The organism is Pantoea sp. X-Soil-TKNS-1280, assembly GCF_059730475.1.
Window position 1 is genome coordinate 256,070 of sequence record NZ_AP035962.1, and the last position, 15,845, is coordinate 271,914.

Here is a 15,845-nt window from a genome sequence, read left to right on the forward strand (position 1 = left end):
CCTCAGGCAGTTTGCAGCGCGGCTTCATCAATCGGAAGAGCTGCGGGATACCAGCTTTGATGCTGATGGGCCACATGTACCAGTAACTCCGGCAGCGCATACAGCGGGCCGAGTGCGGTATAACGTTTCGCCTGATCCACCACTGTGCTGTTCCCCAGCGTATCCATATAACGGAAGGCACCGCCGCGGAACGGCGGGAAGCCGAGACCATAGACCAGTGCCATGTCTGCTTCAGCGGGAGAGGCGATAATCTTCTCTTCCAGGCAGCGCACCACTTCATGCAGCATCGGCAACATCATGCGGTTGGTAATCTCTTCATCGCTGAAGACGCGTTTCGGCTGGCACACGTGCTGCAACAGGGTATCGACCTCGGCATCGGCTTGTTTCTGTGCCTTGCCCTTTTTGTCCTCAGTCCAGCGCCAGAAACCCAGACCGTTTTTCTGACCGTAGCGCCCGGCCTCATAAAGCACGTCGATGGCGTCGCGATAATCTTTCTGCATCCGTGACGGGAAGCCCTGCGCCATCACCTGCTGGGCGTGATGGGCAGTATCAATGCCGACCACATCCAGCAGCCACGCCGGGCCCATCGGCCAGCCAAACTGTTTTTCCATCACTTTGTCGATCTGACGGAAATCGGCACCGTCGCGCAGCAGCAGACTGAAGGCGGCAAAGTACGGGAATAGCACGCGGTTAACAAAGAAGCCGGGACAGTCATTGACCACGATGGGCGTCTTGCCCATTTTGCTGGCCCAGGCGACGACTTTACCAAGTGTCTCCTCAGAGGTTTTTTCCCCACGAATGACTTCAACCAGCGGCATGCGCGGCACCGGATTGAAGAAATGCATGCCGCAGAAGTTTTCAGGTCGTTGCAGCGCCTGCGCCAGCTGGCTAATCGGAATCGTCGAGGTGTTCGACGCCAGAATCGCGTCATCACGCAGATGCTGCTCGGTCTCGGCCAGCACTTTGGCTTTGATTTGCGGGTTTTCCACCACCGCTTCAACTACCACATCGGCGCGTTCAAATCCGGCGTAGTCTAATGTGGGCTGGATAGTGGTCAGTACGCTGGCGAGTTTCGCACCATCAATTTTGCCGCGCTCCAGCTGCTTATTCAGCAGTTTGCTGGCCTCTTTCATACCGAGCGCCAGTGCCTGTGGATTGATATCTTTCATCTGCACCGGCACGCCTTTCCATGCTGACTGATACGCAATCCCGCCTCCCATAATGCCCGCACCGAGCACCGCCGCCTGTGCCGGGGTGCTGGTGGCATTCCCCCGTTTTTTGGCTAATCCTTTGACGTATTGATCGTTAAGGAAGATGCCGACCAGCGCGCGTGCTACGTCACTTTGCGCCAGTGGCACAAAGGCAGCGGTTTCCAGTTTTAATGCGTCATCACGGCCGAGGCCAGCGGCGGCTTCAATGGTTTTTACCGCCGTGATGGGGGCCGGATAATGTTTGCCTGCGGTTTGCAGCACCATGCTTTTGGCGATGGTGAAGCTCATGGCGGCTTCGATCGGGCTGAGTTTCAGCGGTGCCAGCTTCGGTGCGCGACGTGCCTGCCAGCTGCCCTGGATGATGGCGTCCTGGAGTACGGTTAATGCGGCGCTGCGCAGTTTATCGCTACTCACGACCGCATCGACCAGGCCCAGTTTCAGGGCGCTGATGCCATCGACATCTTTGCCAGCGGCGATAATCTCCAGTGCGCTGTCGGCACCGAGCAAACGCGGCAGGCGGACGCTGCCGCCAAAACCGGGCATGATGCCCAGTTTAGTTTCCGGCAGACCAATGCGGGTTTGTGCGGTGGCGATACGGAAGTCGGTGGCCAGTACGCACTCGCAGCCACCGCCCAGTGCATAGCCGTCGATCGCGGCAACGGTGGGTACCGGCAGATCTTCCAGACGATTAAAGATGCTGTTGGCAAAGGCCAGCCACTGGCTCAGCTTTTCAACCGGGGCATCGAACAGGGAAAGGAATTCGGTGATGTCGGCACCAACGATAAACGCTGGTTTCGCCGAAGAGAGCAGCAGGCCGCGCAGTGCAGGCTGTTGTTCCAGTACACCCAGCGCCTCACCCAGGGAGGCAACGGTTTTGGTATCGAGTTTATTCACCGAACCGGGTGCGTCAAAAACCAGCTCGGCGATGCCATCGTCAAGCCAGCGAACAGAAAGGGTATCGCCTTGGTAGAGCATATCCGTCTCCTGAAACCGCGAAAGTTGATCTGGTCATACCAGATGATCGTGAGTGTGGGTGTCATGTTAATTTTTTGCAAACGAGAGTTTGCTTATTTGATACAGCGATCACAGCGTGCGGGGGCACGGCAACAAGGACACGGCTATGCTACACTGCGGCCATTTTCGCGATATCGGAGACAAGTCCATGGATTCACTGAAGACCCTGTATCACGCGCATATCAACACGCTGCAACAGCGTGCGCAGCAGGTGCTGGCGCGTTTTAAACTTGATGCCATGCTGATTCATTCTGGCGAGTTGCTGACCGTGTTTCTCGACGATCATGACTATCCGTTCAAAGTGAATCCGCAATTCAAAGCCTGGGTACCGGTCACGCAGGTGCCGAACTGCTGGTTATGGATCGACGGCGTGAATAAACCGAAGCTGTGGTTTTATTCACCGGTGGATTACTGGCATAACGTGGAGCCGCTGCCCAATAGCTTCTGGACCGGGGACGTTGACGTTATCGGCCTGAAAAACGCCGATGAGATTGGGCAACTGCTGCCAGCTCAGCGCGATAATGTGGCTTACATCGGGCCGGTGCCAGCGCGCGCCACGCAGCTGGGGATCAAAGCCGACAGCATCAACCCCAAAGGGGTGATCGATTTCCTGCATTACCACCGCAGCATCAAAACCGATTATGAACTGGCTTGTATGCGTGAAGCGCAGAAGCTGGCGGTGGCGGGACACCGTGCCGCCAAAGAAGCCTTCTTCTCTGGCATGAGCGAGTTCGATATCAATATCGCCTACCTGAGCGCGACCGGCCACCGTGATATCGATGTGCCTTACGGCAACATCATCGCGCTGAATGAACATGCCGCCGTGTTGCATTACACCAAACTGGATCATCAACCACCGGCGAAACGTCATAGCTTTTTGATCGATGCCGGGGCGGAATATCTGGGCTATGCGGCCGATTTGACCCGCAGCTATGCCGCACAGGCGAAATCGCGCTATGCGGAAATGGTTGAGGCGATGAATAAAGAGGAACTGGCGTTGATCGCGACCCTCAAGGCGGGCGTGCGCTATACCGATTACCATCTGCAGATGCATCAGCGCATTGCGCGCATGCTGCTGAAGTTTGACCTGGTGAAAGGGCTGAGCGAAGAAACGCTGGTGGCGGAAGATTTAACCGGTCCGTTCATGCCGCATGGTCTGGGTCACCCGCTCGGTCTGCAGGTACACGACGTCGCTGGCTTTATGCAGGATGATAACGGTACGCACCTGGCCGCTCCGGCGCAATATCCGTATCTGCGTTGCACCAGAGTACTGGAGCCAGGCATGGTGATGACCATCGAACCGGGTTTCTACATTATCGATTCCCTGCTGTCGTCGCTGCGCAGCGGCAAATATAGCCAGCACTTTGACTGGCAGGCGATTGATGCGTTGAAACCTTATGGCGGGATTCGCATTGAGGATAATGTGGTGATCCATGCCAACCGGATTGAAAACATGACGCGCGATCTGCATCTGGCCTGATGAATGCTTATGATATTCCCGCTGAGGCTGTGAGTCTCAGCGAGGAAACCATCAAGAAAAGCCGCTTTATTACGCTGCTGGCGCATACCGACGGCGTAGAAGCGGCGCGTGCTTTTGTGCAGCAGATTAAAGCTGAACATCCCACGGCCCGCCATCACTGCTGGGCATGGGTAGCCGGTGCGCCGGATGATTCACAGCAGCTTGGCTTTTCTGATGATGGTGAACCCTCGGGCACGGCGGGAAAACCGATGCTGGCGCAGCTGATGGGGAGCGGTGTCGGTGAAATTACCGCTGTTGTGGTGCGTTACTATGGCGGCATTATGCTTGGTACGGGTGGGCTGGTGAAAGCCTATGGCGGCGGTGTCCAGCAGGGTTTAAAGCAGCTGACACGTTGCCGTAAAGTGCCGATGCAATCTTTTACTCTGCAATGCGAATATGCCCAGTTCAGTGATATTGAACGTCTGCTGCTGCGCTTTGACGGCAGAGTGGAAGAGAGCCATTATCTGGATCGCATTACGCTGCAACTGGCATTACCGCATAGCCAGATCGAAGGCTTTCGGCAAAACCTCTCTGACTACAGTCGGGGCGTGCTGACGCTCATCCCGCTGGAAAACTAAGAATATCTCTTTGAAAGGAAACGGCTGAATGCATTTTCGCGCCATTACCCGCATTGTGGGCCTGCTGGTGATTCTGTTCTCAGTGACCATGATCGTGCCCGGTCTGGTGGCCCTGATTTATCGTGACGGTGCCGGACGGGCGTTCAGTCAGACCTTTATGATGGCGCTGGTGATTGGCTCATTGTTGTGGTGGCCCAATCGCAAGCAGAAAACGGAACTGAAGCCACGCGAAGGGTTTCTGATCGTGGTGCTGTTCTGGACCGTGCTGGGCAGCGTGGGGGCGATGCCGTTTATGTTTGCCGAGCAGCCGCATTTGTCGGTGACCGATGCCTTCTTCGAATCCTTTTCAGGATTGACCACCACCGGAGCGACAACGCTGGTGGGATTGGATTCACTGCCGAAAGCGATTCTTTTCTATCGTCAGATGCTGCAATGGCTCGGGGGGATGGGGATTATCGTGCTGGCGGTGGCGATCCTGCCAATTCTTGGGGTAGGGGGGATGCAGCTGTACCGCGCTGAAATGCCGGGACCGCTGAAAGATAACAAAATGCGCCCACGCATCGCGGAAACGGCCAAAACATTGTGGCTGATCTATGTGTTACTCACCGTAGCCTGTGCCGTAGCGTTGTGGCTGGCGGGAATGCCGGTGTTTGATGCCATCGGCCATAGTTTTTCCACCATCGCTATCGGTGGCTTCTCTACCCATGATGCCAGCATCGGTTACTTCAATAGCCCGACCATTAACACCATCATCGCGGTATTTCTGCTGATCTCCGGCTGTAACTATGGCTTGCACTTCTCTTTACTGAGCGGGCGTAGTCTGAAAGTGTACTGGCGTGATCCGGAGTTCCGGATGTTTATCGGCGTGCAACTGACGCTGGTGGTGATCTGCACGGTGGTATTGTGGTTCCACGATGTCTATTCCAGTGGCCTGCAAACGCTGAATCAGGCCTTTTTCCAGGTGGTCTCCATGGCGACCACTGCCGGGTTTACTACCGATAGCATTGCCCGCTGGCCGTTATTCCTGCCGGTACTGCTGCTGTGCTCCGCCTTTATTGGTGGTTGCGCGGGTTCTACCGGCGGCGGTCTGAAGGTCATCCGTATTCTTCTGTTATGTAAACAAGGTTCGCGTGAGCTGAAGCGCCTCGTCCATCCGAATGCGGTTTACACTATTAAGTTAGGTAACCGTGCTCTACCGGAACGCATTCTGGAAGCGGTATGGGGATTCTTCTCCGCTTATGCGCTGGTGTTCCTTGTCAGCATGCTGGCGATTATCGCTACCGGCGTGGATGACTTTTCCGCCTTTGCTGCTGTCGCCGCAACCCTCAACAACCTCGGACCGGGCCTTGGCGTGGTGGCCGATAACTTTGCTTCTATGAATGATGTGGCGAAGTGGATTTTGATTTCGACCATGCTATTTGGTCGTCTTGAGGTGTTTACCTTATTGGTTCTCTTTACCCCAACCTTCTGGCGCGAATGATAAAGCAGGATTGTGTGATGAAAGCGTTGATTGTTTACTCCAGCCGTGACGGGCAAACCCAAAAAATTGCCGGACGCATTGCGCAAACCCTGGCACCCCAGCAGCTGTGTGATGTGATTGATGTGCAGCAGAGCACTTCCCTCGACTGGGCGCAGTATGATCGCGTGCTGATCGGTGCATCAATCCGCTATGGTCATTTTCATCCTGCTTTAATGAAATTTGTCACGACGCATCTGACGCAGCTGCAACAGCGTGCCAGTGGTTTCTTCAGTGTGAACCTGACGGCGCGTAAAGCGGATAAATGCACGCCGGAAACCAATGTCTATACCCACAAGTTTCTGACACAGTCACCCTGGCAACCTGATTGCTGTGCGGTGTTTGCCGGGGCGCTACGTTATCCGCACTATCGCTGGTTCGATCGCGTGATGATTCAGTTGATTATGCGTATGACGGGTGGCGAAACCGATACATCGAAAGAAGTGGAGTATACCGACTGGCAGAAAGTCGCTCTTTTTGCCCGGGATTTTGCGCAATTACCAGGCAAAACGTTGTGAAATAGAGCGTTTTGGTGAAATTTAGGTCGAACGATAATTTTTTTGCAATAAACGCTTGTCACTCAGAATTATCTCCCTATAATGCGCCTCCACTGACACGGCAAAGCGGCAACGCAGACGGTCAGCGAGGGACGAAGTGATTCATCCCGCCAGAGAAAATCGCTGAAAAAAGTGATTGACTCTGAAGGAGGAAAGCGTAATATACGCCACCTCGCGACAGACGGTTAACCCGCTGCTCGCACTGCTCTTTAACAATTTATCAGACAATCTGTGTGGGCACTCGCAGGATTGATATCAAAAGTCTACGGACTTAAAAAATATCAAGTCTCAAGAGTGAACACGTAATTCATTACGAAGTTTAATTCTTTGAGCATCAAACTTAAATTGAAGAGTTTGATCATGGCTCAGATTGAACGCTGGCGGCAGGCCTAACACATGCAAGTCGAACGGTAGCACAGAGGAGCTTGCTCCTTGGGTGACGAGTGGCGGACGGGTGAGTAATGTCTGGGGATCTGCCCGATGGAGGGGGATAACTACTGGAAACGGTAGCTAATACCGCATAACGTCGCAAGACCAAAGTGGGGGACCTTCGGGCCTCACACCATCGGATGAACCCAGATGGGATTAGCTAGTAGGTGGGGTAACGGCTCACCTAGGCGACGATCCCTAGCTGGTCTGAGAGGATGACCAGCCACACTGGAACTGAGACACGGTCCAGACTCCTACGGGAGGCAGCAGTGGGGAATATTGCACAATGGGCGCAAGCCTGATGCAGCCATGCCGCGTGTATGAAGAAGGCCTTCGGGTTGTAAAGTACTTTCAGCGGGGAGGAAGGCGGTGAGGTTAATAACCTCACCGATTGACGTTACCCGCAGAAGAAGCACCGGCTAACTCCGTGCCAGCAGCCGCGGTAATACGGAGGGTGCAAGCGTTAATCGGAATTACTGGGCGTAAAGCGCACGCAGGCGGTCTGTCAAGTCGGATGTGAAATCCCCGGGCTTAACCTGGGAACTGCATTCGAAACTGGCAGGCTAGAGTCTCGTAGAGGGGGGTAGAATTCCAGGTGTAGCGGTGAAATGCGTAGAGATCTGGAGGAATACCGGTGGCGAAGGCGGCCCCCTGGACGAAGACTGACGCTCAGGTGCGAAAGCGTGGGGAGCAAACAGGATTAGATACCCTGGTAGTCCACGCCGTAAACGATGTCGACTTGGAGGTTGTGCCCTTGAGGCGTGGCTTCCGGAGCTAACGCGTTAAGTCGACCGCCTGGGGAGTACGGCCGCAAGGTTAAAACTCAAATGAATTGACGGGGGCCCGCACAAGCGGTGGAGCATGTGGTTTAATTCGATGCAACGCGAAGAACCTTACCTGGCCTTGACATCCACGGAATTTGGCAGAGATGCCTTAGTGCCTTCGGGAACCGTGAGACAGGTGCTGCATGGCTGTCGTCAGCTCGTGTTGTGAAATGTTGGGTTAAGTCCCGCAACGAGCGCAACCCTTATCCTTTGTTGCCAGCGATTCGGTCGGGAACTCAAAGGAGACTGCCGGTGATAAACCGGAGGAAGGTGGGGATGACGTCAAGTCATCATGGCCCTTACGGCCAGGGCTACACACGTGCTACAATGGCGCATACAAAGAGAAGCGACCTCGCGAGAGCAAGCGGACCTCATAAAGTGCGTCGTAGTCCGGATTGGAGTCTGCAACTCGACTCCATGAAGTCGGAATCGCTAGTAATCGTAGATCAGAATGCTACGGTGAATACGTTCCCGGGCCTTGTACACACCGCCCGTCACACCATGGGAGTGGGTTGCAAAAGAAGTAGGTAGCTTAACCTTCGGGAGGGCGCTTACCACTTTGTGATTCATGACTGGGGTGAAGTCGTAACAAGGTAACCGTAGGGGAACCTGCGGTTGGATCACCTCCTTACCTGAAGATACTTTCCCGCGAAGTGCTCACACAGATTGTCTGATAAAAGTCATGAGCAAGCCGTCTTGACGACGACACCCCTGTGTCCCCTTCGTCTAGAGGCCCAGGACACCGCCCTTTCACGGCGGTAACAGGGGTTCGAATCCCCTAGGGGACGCCACTTGCTGGTAATGAGTGAAAGGCGTTACCCACGATACTTCAGAGTATGCTGATTCAGCATGCTGCGAAGTATTTGCTCTTTAACAATCCGGAACAAGCTGAAAATTTGAAACGACGCGTTGTGTCATTTCTCCGTAATAAGAAATGAAAGCGACGCGTTCGAGTCTCTCAAAAGCTTACGATTCATAAGCGTTGCAAAACGCCTGTGGGTTGTGAGGTTAAGCGACTAAGCGTACACGGTGGATGCCCTGGCAGTCAGAGGCGATGAAGGACGTGCTAATCTGCGAAAAGCGCCGGCAAGGTGATATGAACCGCAACAGCCGGCGATGTCCGAATGGGGAAACCCAGTGCACTTGTGCACTATCGTTAACTGAATACATAGGTTAACGAGGCGAACCGGGGGAACTGAAACATCTAAGTACCCCGAGGAAAAGAAATCAACCGAGATTCCCCCAGTAGCGGCGAGCGAACGGGGAACAGCCCAGGACCTGAATCAGTTTGTGTGTTAGTGGAAGCGTCTGGAAAGTCGCGCGATACAGGGTGACAGCCCCGTACACGAAAATGCACAGATTGTGAGTCCGACGAGTAGGGCGGGACACGTGGTATCCTGTCTGAATATGGGGGGACCATCCTCCAAGGCTAAATACTCCTGACTGACCGATAGTGAACCAGTACCGTGAGGGAAAGGCGAAAAGAACCCCGGCGAGGGGAGTGAAACAGAACCTGAAACCGTGTACGTACAAGCAGTGGGAGCATCCTTCGGGGTGTGACTGCGTACCTTTTGTATAATGGGTCAGCGACTTATATTCTGTAGCAAGGTTAACCGTATAGGGGAGCCGAAGGGAAACCGAGTCTTAACCGGGCGTTAAGTTGCAGGGTATAGACCCGAAACCCGGTGATCTAGCCATGGGCAGGTTGAAGGTTGGGTAACACTAACTGGAGGACCGAACCGACTAATGTTGAAAAATTAGCGGATGACCTGTGGCTGGGGGTGAAAGGCCAATCAAACCGGGAGATAGCTGGTTCTCCCCGAAAGCTATTTAGGTAGCGCCTCGTGAACTCATCTCCGGGGGTAGAGCACTGTTTCGGCTAGGGGGCCATCCCGGCTTACCAACCCGATGCAAACTGCGAATACCGGAGAATGTTATCACGGGAGACACACGGCGGGTGCTAACGTCCGTCGTGAAGAGGGAAACAACCCAGACCGCCAGCTAAGGTCCCAAAGTCATGGTTAAGTGGGAAACGATGTGGGAAGGCACAGACAGCCAGGATGTTGGCTTAGAAGCAGCCATCATTTAAAGAAAGCGTAATAGCTCACTGGTCGAGTCGGCCTGCGCGGAAGATGTAACGGGGCTAAACCATGCACCGAAGCTGCGGCAGCGACACTATGTGTTGTTGGGTAGGGGAGCGTTCTGTAAGCCGCTGAAGGTGGACTGTGAGGTCTGCTGGAGGTATCAGAAGTGCGAATGCTGACATAAGTAACGATAAAGCGGGTGAAAAGCCCGCTCGCCGGAAGACCAAGGGTTCCTGTCCAACGTTAATCGGGGCAGGGTGAGTCGACCCCTAAGGCGAGGCTGAAAAGCGTAGTCGATGGGAAACAGGTTAATATTCCTGTACTTGGTGTTACTGCGAAGGGGGGACGGAGAAGGCTAGGTTATCCGGGCGACGGTTGTCCCGGTTTAAGCGTGTAGGTGTGAAGACCAGGCAAATCCGGTCTTCTTTAACACTGAGGCGTGATGACGAGCCACTACGGTGGTGAAGTAACTGATGCCCTGCTTCCAGGAAAAGCCTCTAAGCTCCAGGTAACACGAAATCGTACCCCAAACCGACACAGGTGGTCAGGTAGAGAATACCAAGGCGCTTGAGAGAACTCGGGTGAAGGAACTAGGCAAAATGGTGCCGTAACTTCGGGAGAAGGCACGCTGGCATTAGGTGAAGGGACTTGCTCCCGGAGCTGAAGCCAGTCGAAGATACCAGCTGGCTGCAACTGTTTATTAAAAACACAGCACTGTGCAAACACGAAAGTGGACGTATACGGTGTGACGCCTGCCCGGTGCCGGAAGGTTAATTGATGGGGTTATCCGTAAGGAGAAGCTCTTGATCGAAGCCCCGGTAAACGGCGGCCGTAACTATAACGGTCCTAAGGTAGCGAAATTCCTTGTCGGGTAAGTTCCGACCTGCACGAATGGCGTAATGATGGCCAGGCTGTCTCCACCCGAGACTCAGTGAAATTGAAATCGCTGTGAAGATGCAGTGTACCCGCGGCAAGACGGAAAGACCCCGTGAACCTTTACTATAGCTTGACACTGAACATTGAGCCTTGATGTGTAGGATAGGTGGGAGGCTTTGAAGCGTGGACGCCAGTCTGCGTGGAGCCGACCTTGAAATACCACCCTTTAATGTTTGATGTTCTAACGTAGGCCCGTAATCCGGGCTGCGGACAGTGTCTGGTGGGTAGTTTGACTGGGGCGGTCTCCTCCCAAAGCGTAACGGAGGAGCACGAAGGTTGGCTAATCCTGGTCGGACATCAGGAGGTTAGTGCAATGGCATAAGCCAGCTTGACTGCGAGAGTGACGGCTCGAGCAGGTGCGAAAGCAGGTCATAGTGATCCGGTGGTTCTGAATGGAAGGGCCATCGCTCAACGGATAAAAGGTACTCCGGGGATAACAGGCTGATACCGCCCAAGAGTTCATATCGACGGCGGTGTTTGGCACCTCGATGTCGGCTCATCACATCCTGGGGCTGAAGTAGGTCCCAAGGGTACGGCTGTTCGCCGTTTAAAGTGGTACGCGAGCTGGGTTTAGAACGTCGTGAGACAGTTCGGTCCCTATCTGCCGTGGGCGCTGGAGAATTGAGGGGGGTTGCTCCTAGTACGAGAGGACCGGAGTGAACGCACCACTGGTGTTCGGGTTGTCATGCCAATGGCATTGCCCGGTAGCTAAGTGCGGAAAAGATAAGTGCTGAAAGCATCTAAGCACGAAACTTGCCCCGAGATGAGTTCTCCCTGACTCCTTGAGAGTCCTGAAGGGACGTTGAAGACGACGACGTTGATAGGCCGGATGTGTAAGTGCAGCGATGCATTGAGCTAACCGGTACTAATGACCCGTGAGGCTTAACCTTACAACGCCAGAGGCGTTTTGGTGAGAGACCAGAGAAGATTTTCAGCATTGTTCGAACGGATTGATTCGTGCGGCCTGCGAGGGCGGTGCGGATAAACAGAATTTGCCTGGCGGCTGTAGCGCGGTGGTCCCACCTGACCCCATGCCGAACTCAGAAGTGAAACGCCGTAGCGCCGATGGTAGTGTGGGGTCTCCCCATGCGAGAGTAGGGAACTGCCAGGCATCAATCAAGTGAAGAAGCCCTGAACGAAAGTTCAGGGCTTTTTTACGTCCGCAGATCAGCCTCTGAGCAGTGAAAAACACGAAAACATCCCACTCGTAACAATCTGATCAGGTAAACTACGGCCAGATTAATCAGTTAAGGCCGTGAAATGTCCAGCCCCAACACTTCTCTTAAAGCTTTCAATACACTTGGCCTTGAGGTCAGTGCGAGAAATATCGTTATTGCCAATACTGCAGAAGCCATCATAGAAGCCTGGCAAGGCAGTACCGCTCAGAAACAGCCTTTTATGATACTTGGTGGTGGCAGCAATGTACTGTTTCTCGAAGACTTCAACGGTACTGTGGTGATCAATACAATCAAAGGCATAGCCATAGAAGAACATTCCGAAGCATGGCAACTGCATGTTGGAGCGGGAGAAAACTGGCATGAATTGGTTGAGCAAACTTTAAAGAAAGGCATTCCTGGTCTGGAGAATCTCGCCTTGATACCGGGTATGGCTGGCTCGGCTCCAATTCAAAATATTGGTGCGTATGGTATCGAATTTAAAGATATCTGCCACTATGTTGAAGCCATACATCTACCCACCCGCCAGACGGTTCGGCTGTATCGCGAAGAGTGCGAGTTTGGCTATCGTGACAGTATTTTCAAACATGCGATGAAGAATGACTATGTCATCGTCGCAGTAGGATTACGTCTGCCTAAGCAATGGCAGCCAGTGCTGAGTTATGGTGATTTGGCACGGCTTAATCCGGCAACAGCCAGCGCGTGGGATGTATTTAATGCTGTCTGCCAGATGCGTCAGAGCAAGCTTCCTGATCCCCGGATAACAGGAAATGTGGGAAGCTTCTTTAAAAATCCACTGATCACCGCCACTCAGGCCGCAGCATTGTGTGCCCAATGGCCAACGATCCCGCTCTATCCCCAACCTGAAGGTGAAGTGAAACTTGCTGCCGGTTGGCTGATCGATCAATGTCAGCTGAAGGGGCATCAAGTGGGCGGTGCTGCAGTGCATCGCCAGCAGGCACTGGTGCTGATTAATGAAAATCAGGCAACACCTCAGGATATCGTTCAGTTGGCTCGCGAGGTGAGAAACCACGTCGGTGAGAAATTCAATGTCTGGCTGGAGCCGGAAGTTCGCTTTATCGATGCGCAGGGTGAACGTAACGCCGTAGAGGTGATTTCATGAAAGACCATAGTGTACCGCTAAAATTGGTCGCTTTACTCGCAGATGGAGAATTTCATTCGGGGGAGCAACTGGGCGAAGTTCTGGGTATGAGCCGGGCCGCAATCAACAAACATGTTCAAACGTTGAAGAGCTGGGGACTGGATGTTTATACCGTGACGGGTAAAGGATACAGCCTGCCAGCCCCCATTCAGTTGCTGAATGAAGAAGAAATTGTATCGCGGCTGAATCAACCTAATTTGTCTGTGATCCCGGTAATTGATTCGACGAACCAATATCTGCTGGAGCGTATGGATCAGTTGATATCGGGTGATGCTTGTATTGCGGAGTATCAACAGGCAGGACGTGGACGTCGTGGCAGACAATGGTTTTCACCCTTTGGTGCCAACCTGTATATGTCGATGTACTGGCGTCTGGAGCAGGGACCAGCCGCTGCAATGGGGTTGAGCCTGGTCATCGGTATCGTGATGGCGGAAGTTATTCAGTCCCTTGGCGCGAACGATGTACGGGTTAAATGGCCCAACGATCTCTATCTGCACGATCGAAAGCTGGCTGGTATCCTGGTTGAACTTACCGGTAAAACCGGCGATGCAGCCCAGATTGTAATTGGCGCAGGAATTAACCTCGCGATGCGTTCCGAAGGCGCATCACAAATTAACCAGGGTTGGATTAATTTGCAGGAAGCGGGCATCGACATCGATCGTAATCAGCTGGCCGCAACATTGATTAATCGTTTACGCGAAGCTTTACCATTGTTTGAGCGTGACGGCCTGGCTCCCTTTATTGAACGTTGGGATATGCTCGATAACTTCATTAATCGTCCGGTCAAATTGTTAATTGGTGACCGTGAAGTTTATGGCATTGCGCGTGGCGTGGATAAGCAAGGCGGCTTGCTGCTGGAGCAGGATGGGGAAACTAAGGCATGGGTTGGTGGGGAAATTTCATTACGACCAGATAATTAACCACCAGACTAATATATGGCTGTGATTTTTTCATTTACAGTATTGCTGCCCTGAAAAATCCAGGGCAGTAACATTTATTATTTATTTCCTTAAACGTACATGTTGCACGGCATGATCGGCTGACTTGGTCATGATCAGGCTGGCACGCTCACGTGTAGGTAATATATTTTCTTTTAAATTCAGCCAGTTGATTTCTTTCCACAGCCCGCGCGCAATATTCACAGCTTCTTCTTCTGGAAGTTGCGAATAATGATGGAAATAAGAATCAGGATCGCTGAATGCCCCTTCTCTGAATTTCAGGAATCGGTTGATATACCAACTTTCAAGCAGGTCTTCGGGGGCATCGACATATATAGAAAAGTCGACAAAATCTGAAACAAAGACGTGATGAGGGTCGTGTGGATAATCCATACCACTTTGCAGCACGTTTAAACCTTCGAGAATCAGGATATCAGGTTGCTGCACAACTTTATCGCCATCCGGAATAACATCATAAATCAGATGCGAGTAAACCGGTGCTGTAACCTGGCTGGCTCCGGATTTTAGGTCGGAAACAAAATTGACCAGACGGTGCATGTCATAGGACTGCGGGAAACCTTTCTTCTTCATCAACCCACGTTCTTTCAACACCGCATTGGGATGCAGAAAGCCATCGGTGGTGATCAACTCTACTTTGCGATGCTCAGGCCAGCGGCTGAGTAACGCCTGCAGTACACGCGCAGTGGTACTTTTTCCTACTGCCACACTACCCGCGATACTGATGATGTAAGGAATTTTTTGGGCATTAGTCCCAAGAAATTGCTCAAGTACGGCCTGACGCCGCAGATTAGAACTGATGTAGAAATTTAACAGGCGCGACAGCGGCAAATAAATCTCGGCGACCTCTTCCAGCGAAAGGTCTTCGTTAATGCCGCGCAATCGGTCAATTTCACCCTCAGCCAGCGTCATTGGCACAGAGTCACGCAAGGCTGCCCATTGCTGACGGTTGAACTGCAAATAGGGTGTTGTGAGTGGCGTCGTTTTTTTACTCATAAGCATGCATCTGACCGCAAATTCTGGCTCATCTACACCTTGCAGCATCAGGCATACAGCGATGTGTCGAACTCAGTTGCACGTCACAGGGGTAATTTAACGAGAACAATGGGCAGGAGGGTAACACCAGTGTGACTTTAAAAAGAAGTAAAATGATAAACGCAAGCACGCTTTCGTAATCGCGCCCGCATTTTTCTTGTCGCTCAGTAGGTTGTCACAGGAGTTTATGGGGAGCTGACTGGCAGGCATATGAATTTGTTTAAGCGCCAGGTGTTAGCGGAGTAAGGTGGTGCCATTGAGTAAAATAATATGATGGAAGGGCACTCGTCTCAGAATTGTCGAGCCATTATGAGAAAAGGCAGGCAAAAGTTGAGGCGAGGCGCGGGTAAAAAAGCAGCACCACTGGACAAAATTGCTGCATTTTATGATTGATTTGCGAGGATTTGCACAAATAGTAAGCGATAGTGCAATTTTGGCAATTTTTTTGTTGCATCCTGCATCGGCTCTTCCTAGAATGCGCGTCACTTGATGCCGGCTTAGCTCAGTTGGTAGAGCAACTGACTTGTAATCAGTAGGTCACCAGTTCGATTCCGGTAGCCGGCACCATCAAGTAGGTGGGATTCCCGAGCGGCCAAAGGGAGCAGACTGTAAATCTGCCGTCACAGACTTCGAAGGTTCGAATCCTTCTCCCACCACCATCTCAACCTCCTGGTTGAGCGTCAGATGAAGTCACCGTCTGATGGGTGAGTTAAACTCTCTCACCTTCGAATTCAGACTGAGCATTGGCGCAGTCAAAGTGTTAGTCGGAAACACTGACTGACTCGAATAATAGAAGGTCTTCTTTTATTATTCATAAGCTACAGAAAGAACAGGTAGCCGAGTTCCAGG

8 protein-coding genes, 3 tRNA genes and 3 rRNA genes are annotated in these 15,845 nt (G+C 52.7%); 12 read left to right on the forward strand and 2 right to left on the reverse strand.

Going from position 1 to position 15,845, the window contains the following annotated elements; all coding sequences use genetic code 11:
- Nucleotides 1-2: 2 nt before the first annotated feature.
- Entirely contained in the window at nucleotides 3-2,186 is a 2,184-nt protein-coding gene (fadB, locus tag AC6I8X_RS01180) for a fatty acid oxidation complex subunit alpha FadB (protein ID WP_497840427.1), read from the reverse strand.
- Nucleotides 2,187-2,373: 187 nt separating this feature from the next.
- Here fadB and pepQ point away from each other — a divergent pair, with 187 nt between their 5' ends.
- The 10 genes from pepQ (at nucleotide 2,374) to birA (ending at nucleotide 13,925) form a co-directional block, all read left to right on the forward strand.
- On the forward strand, nucleotides 2,374-3,705 hold the full coding sequence (pepQ, locus tag AC6I8X_RS01185; protein ID WP_313683543.1) for a Xaa-Pro dipeptidase: 1,332 nt from the start codon (nucleotides 2,374-2,376) through the stop codon (nucleotides 3,703-3,705).
- Nucleotides 3,705-4,322 carry an IMPACT family protein gene (locus AC6I8X_RS01190; protein ID WP_313683544.1) on the forward strand — a complete coding sequence of 206 codons (618 nt, stop codon included), beginning with the start codon at nucleotides 3,705-3,707 and terminating at the stop codon, nucleotides 4,320-4,322. Before pepQ ends, AC6I8X_RS01190 begins: the two co-directional genes overlap by 1 nt.
- 28 nt (nucleotides 4,323-4,350) lie before the next feature.
- A complete protein-coding gene (gene trkH, locus AC6I8X_RS01195) occupies nucleotides 4,351-5,802 on the forward strand; it encodes a Trk system potassium transporter TrkH (protein ID WP_084871748.1) in 1,452 nt (483 codons plus the stop codon).
- A 17-nt stretch (nucleotides 5,803-5,819) separates the two neighbouring features.
- Nucleotides 5,820-6,356 carry a menaquinone-dependent protoporphyrinogen IX dehydrogenase gene (gene hemG / locus AC6I8X_RS01200; protein ID WP_497840428.1) on the forward strand — a complete coding sequence of 179 codons (537 nt, stop codon included), beginning with the start codon at nucleotides 5,820-5,822 and terminating at the stop codon, nucleotides 6,354-6,356.
- A 381-nt stretch (nucleotides 6,357-6,737) separates the two neighbouring features.
- Nucleotides 6,738-8,279, forward strand: a 16S ribosomal RNA gene (locus AC6I8X_RS01205).
- Nucleotides 8,280-8,363: 84 nt separating this feature from the next.
- Nucleotides 8,364-8,439 (forward strand) — tRNA-Glu (locus tag AC6I8X_RS01210).
- 215 nt (nucleotides 8,440-8,654) lie between these two features.
- Nucleotides 8,655-11,558 (forward strand): 23S ribosomal RNA (locus AC6I8X_RS01215).
- A 105-nt stretch (nucleotides 11,559-11,663) separates the two neighbouring features.
- Nucleotides 11,664-11,779, forward strand: a 5S ribosomal RNA gene (gene rrf, locus AC6I8X_RS01220).
- Together the 16S, 23S and 5S rRNA genes with 1 tRNA gene alongside form the textbook arrangement of a ribosomal RNA operon.
- Before the next feature lie 149 nt (nucleotides 11,780-11,928).
- On the forward strand, nucleotides 11,929-12,966 hold the full coding sequence (murB, locus tag AC6I8X_RS01225) for a UDP-N-acetylmuramate dehydrogenase (protein ID WP_313689964.1): 1,038 nt from the start codon (nucleotides 11,929-11,931) through the stop codon (nucleotides 12,964-12,966).
- Nucleotides 12,963-13,925: a bifunctional biotin--[acetyl-CoA-carboxylase] ligase/biotin operon repressor BirA gene (birA, locus tag AC6I8X_RS01230; RefSeq protein WP_313689966.1), complete on the forward strand. Its 963-nt coding sequence runs from the start codon at nucleotides 12,963-12,965 to the stop codon at nucleotides 13,923-13,925. Before murB ends, birA begins: the two co-directional genes overlap by 4 nt.
- Before the next feature lie 81 nt (nucleotides 13,926-14,006).
- Here birA and coaA read toward each other — a convergent pair whose 3' ends face one another.
- Nucleotides 14,007-14,957 (reverse strand): type I pantothenate kinase, encoded by a 951-nt coding sequence (coaA, locus tag AC6I8X_RS01235; protein WP_299455324.1) that lies wholly within the window; start codon nucleotides 14,955-14,957, stop codon nucleotides 14,007-14,009.
- Nucleotides 14,958-15,487: 530 nt separating this feature from the next.
- On the opposite strand from coaA, the gene AC6I8X_RS01240 reads away from it, so the two are divergent.
- Both AC6I8X_RS01240 and AC6I8X_RS01245 read left to right on the forward strand, forming a co-directional pair.
- Nucleotides 15,488-15,563, forward strand: a tRNA-Thr gene (locus tag AC6I8X_RS01240).
- A 7-nt stretch (nucleotides 15,564-15,570) separates the two neighbouring features.
- Nucleotides 15,571-15,655: transfer RNA gene (locus AC6I8X_RS01245), tRNA-Tyr, on the forward strand.
- Nucleotides 15,656-15,845 lie beyond the last annotated feature (190 nt).

Excerpts from the sequence above, each read along its gene's own strand:
- murB (WP_313689964.1), top strand. The coding sequence starts at position 11,929 with ATGTCCAGCCCCAACACTTCTCTTAAAGCTTTCAATACACTTGGCCTT.
- fadB (WP_497840427.1), bottom strand. The coding sequence starts at position 2,186 with ATGCTCTACCAAGGCGATACCCTTTCTGTTCGCTGGCTTGACGATGGC.
- pepQ (WP_313683543.1), top strand. The coding sequence starts at position 2,374 with ATGGATTCACTGAAGACCCTGTATCACGCGCATATCAACACGCTGCAA.
- trkH (WP_084871748.1), top strand. The coding sequence starts at position 4,351 with ATGCATTTTCGCGCCATTACCCGCATTGTGGGCCTGCTGGTGATTCTG.
- coaA (WP_299455324.1), bottom strand. The coding sequence starts at position 14,957 with ATGAGTAAAAAAACGACGCCACTCACAACACCCTATTTGCAGTTCAAC.
- AC6I8X_RS01190 (WP_313683544.1), top strand. The coding sequence starts at position 3,705 with ATGAATGCTTATGATATTCCCGCTGAGGCTGTGAGTCTCAGCGAGGAA.
- hemG (WP_497840428.1), top strand. The coding sequence starts at position 5,820 with ATGAAAGCGTTGATTGTTTACTCCAGCCGTGACGGGCAAACCCAAAAA.
- birA (WP_313689966.1), top strand. The coding sequence starts at position 12,963 with ATGAAAGACCATAGTGTACCGCTAAAATTGGTCGCTTTACTCGCAGAT.